Below are 3519 nucleotides of genomic sequence, written 5' to 3'. Positions count from 1 at the left end.
ATACCACCTAAAAATGATGATTTTACCACCTTGTACCACCTAAAAGTGTAGAAAATACCACCACTTTACAAGCCAATTATTTTTATTTTTTAAGGAAAACAAAAGCATGAAATCAAAAAAATTGTAGAAATACATGTTGTTTTTTCTGAAGAAACGAGTATTAAATTACGGCAACTTGCAAAGCAAAATGGAACTAATAATGTACTCAAAACTTTAGAGATTACTGTTGACGTAATTAACTATATTAAAAAGCAAGAGACTCAGAAGTTGTATATATTTTAGGCTTGAATATACATCGACTCTATGGATAAAATTCAATTAGCAGATAAAGTTTTTTTAGACAATATAAGTGAGACTTTATCGCGTATTTGCGTGAGTTATATTAGCCCAGAGGAGTTATTAAGATGAAAAAAGACATTGAAATTAATGCTGTTGTATTGCAAATAGATGCTGAGAAGCAGACTGCTGAAATAGCTGAAGTAGAGAATGACGCCGACCACACAGTACAGTTAACTGACGTGCAAAAGGCTTATTTGGAACCAGGTGATTATATCCACTACAATGCAAAAACTAATAAAATCGAAGATATACACGAGAATGATCTTGATGGGATATAGGTCAAAACTACAGGTAATGCAATCGTTGTATTGAAATTTATGGGCAAACATACTTAAGCCCCTAAAAATTGCGTGTAGGGGCTTATATGGACATATAAGCAATTATAATTTTGACTAAAACTAAAGCTAGAATGTAATATATATTGAAATTGGATATTGAAAAATTCAAATATACCAATTGGTCTAATTGTGAAATTTCTTAGAAATGAAAAAAGGAAAGACTGATTTAACAGCCTTTCCTTTTGCTATACGGCTTTAAATTCACAAACATTTTTTTGCTGCAGTTTGAAGCCTTGTAGCACTATGTTTCGTAGCAACTTCGCTTAATGTACATTATGTAAAGTTGTTACTGGTATAGAGGATACTAAGCAAAAATAAGTTTGCATATATAATATAAAATATATATAATATAACATGTGTTTTTGTTTATATATAATATATATAAATATGCTTACAATAAGGGAGTACAGATTAATGAAAAAGAAATTGAAACATATATTAGGTATTATATATGTTTTTATGCTGATTGCAGCATCGATTGGATTAATAATTATAGATAGACATGATGTATGGGCAATGCTTAGAGAGTGTTTATCTTTAGTTGTAATACTTTTTATTATTTATATTGTAGTAACAAGTGGTGACGATGATGGAGATAATGATTCTAAAACATATAATTTTTTTGACATTATAGATATATTATTGCTTGGAATAGCAGCTGTTTTTATGTGCTTATATTTTTTGTATAAAAAATCATTTATTTTTTCTGGCATTGCTGTAGTATGTGTGATCATATGGAGTATATCTACGTTCCTATCCATTGTTATTGGCGAATATAAAGCTATTAAAAAGAATAATAAACATAAGTAAATTTAGAGGAAAAATCATGAAGATTAATCTAAAAAAATGTTTGATATTATTGTGTAGCATGGTTTTATTTATACAGCCAGCGTTAGATATTACATATAATGTGGCATCAGCTTCAAGTATAACTGCTCTATCTAGTAAAAGGTTAAAATTAAAAAAAGCTAAGAGTGATTTAAAAGTTTATGGCTTTACCGATAAGGAACTGAATTCACTATCTTATAAAAATATTTTATCTTTAGATAAAATATTTTTATAAGATAGGATTTATGGATTTTGGGGAGGAGTAAAAACATGTGCAAAGTCGGTTCGATATTTTTATAAATTAGCACCTAAAAGTGTTAAAAAGCAGATTAGACGCTATGGTATTAAAAAGTTAATACAGGTAATTGATAGAATTAGTGGTACATCTAGTAAATTGGTTCATTTTCTTTGTAAAAAAGTACATATATCAAGAAAATGGGCCAACATATTAGCTAGAATAGTTAATATTATTCTTTAATTAGTTACTATGACTAATATGTTTTTGAATTTTATAATTTTAAATTCGTGAAACAGGTTTCTTATTTTAAGATTTTGTTATACAATATTTTTAACAATTAAATACATGAAAAAAGCTAATCTCAAACTTTTGCACGGTCACAGATTAGCTTCATCACCTGGATTAAGTATAACAAAAATACTTAAAAATTCAAGAGATGAAGTTAAAAAGACCTCCAAGCTAAGAGATTAGCCCGGAGGTCTTTTTCGTTATCAAGACAGCACATAAATTGCCAACAGGACAAAGTTGTAAAAAGGGACAGGTTTAATAGAGCCATCTCAAGTAATAAATCTATTTCCGAAAGCACGTAACGAATGCAGTGGGGCAAGTGGCGGTGACGACCAGCAGTTAAGCGAACCAGGTCAGGGCGGTACAGACGACTACTGTCTGGTCAGAATTACTCATGTGTAAGGCGAGCAGGCAGCAGTGGAACATACGGCAGTAGCAAGGACAGAACATAGTACGAGGTACTATTGGCTGGGGTTAGCATATGGCGTTGCCCAGACCTTCAGATCATATTTTGGAGCGACAAAAAACAACGGCTCGGCTACTGTGCAGGGCGTTTTTTAGCTTAAATGTATGCTGGTCCTTTGTGACCAGATTAGTAACCAACGATCGACAAAGCGGTTAGTTAGATAGTTTCTTCTCCTTATTGCAAGGGGAAATTACCTAACTAACCGCTTTGCGGTTATGTTAGGTACCTTATGGGGTTAGTGTGTCCGCTGTTTGGAGGTTGTGGTGTTTCTGGTGTAGTCTGGGACGATCTTATTTTGAATAGTTATGTTTAGCTGTTTGAAAATGATATATGTAGTGAATAGAAGTTGAGTGGAAGTTAAGGTCATTGTTAGTATGGTTAATTGTATGTTAGATTGTTGTTGTAGTGTTCAAATGGATTGAAACGGTTAGGAAACAATTTATGAAGAAGCATGAACAGTTGTATAGCCAGAATAGAATTGCTGATATATTAGGTGTTAGCAAGAGTACATTGAGTAAGTGGTTGAAAGCCAATGCTGTTTCTCCAAAACAGTTAAAAGGTCAACGTAAATATTATGATAAAACGGTTATTGAACGGTATCAAAAGTCTAAAAAAGTTGATACTAAGGGGAAAAATCATCTAATTAATTCGTTGACTGTTTTTCAAACCGTTTCCGAAAAGCAGCATGAAATAGATGAATTGAAACAGTTGTTAAAAGATAAAGAAGAACAACTTAAAGAAAAAGATGAGCAGATAATGCTGCAGAATAATGAGTTAGTTGAGTTTGCAAAAAAATTTGCACAGTTAGCAGATCAGGCTCAGCGATTGAATTTAGTCGATAAGCCGTTGAGGCAGAAAAAATTTATCGATAAACCAGTTGAAAATTCTAGAGTGATGAAGTCTAAATTACATTGGTGGCAAAAAATTGGAAAAACCAAGTCATAAGTTCAACTTTTTTGCAGTAATTTTTAAGAAATAGTATGCAGTAACTTAATAATATCGACAAAATAGCTTGTAATTAC

At 31.6% G+C, this 3519-nt stretch carries 5 protein-coding genes; all 5 read left to right on the top strand.

Annotated elements, in window-relative coordinates:
* The first annotated feature begins 404 nt into the window (after positions 1-404).
* The 5 genes from ERK18_RS09250 (at position 405) to ERK18_RS09230 (ending at position 3442) form a co-directional block, all read left to right on the top strand.
* Positions 405-617 (top strand): hypothetical protein, encoded by a 213-nt coding sequence (locus ERK18_RS09250; protein WP_187155204.1) that lies wholly within the window; start codon positions 405-407, stop codon positions 615-617.
* Between the two features lie 474 nt (positions 618-1091).
* Entirely contained in the window at positions 1092-1487 is a 396-nt protein-coding gene (locus ERK18_RS09245) for a hypothetical protein (RefSeq protein WP_187155203.1), read from the top strand.
* Between the two features lie 16 nt (positions 1488-1503).
* The gene (locus ERK18_RS09240; protein ID WP_187155202.1) at positions 1504-1740 is read left to right on the top strand and encodes a hypothetical protein; all 237 of its coding nucleotides are present in this window, start codon (positions 1504-1506) and stop codon (positions 1738-1740) included.
* Positions 1741-2448: 708 nt separating this feature from the next.
* Positions 2449-2592 carry a hypothetical protein gene (locus ERK18_RS09235; protein ID WP_158593833.1) on the top strand — a complete coding sequence of 48 codons (144 nt, stop codon included), beginning with the start codon at positions 2449-2451 and terminating at the stop codon, positions 2590-2592.
* Between the two features lie 310 nt (positions 2593-2902).
* On the top strand, positions 2903-3442 hold the full coding sequence (locus ERK18_RS09230; protein ID WP_222710145.1) for a helix-turn-helix domain-containing protein: 540 nt from the start codon (positions 2903-2905) through the stop codon (positions 3440-3442).
* Positions 3443-3519 lie beyond the last annotated feature (77 nt).

Source organism: Lactobacillus kimbladii, from assembly GCF_014323605.1.
GTDB classification, from domain to species: Bacteria; Bacillota; Bacilli; order Lactobacillales; family Lactobacillaceae; genus Lactobacillus; species Lactobacillus kimbladii_B.
Note: the sequence above shows the minus strand (reverse complement) of the source record. Positions and strands in the feature narration are given on the sequence as shown.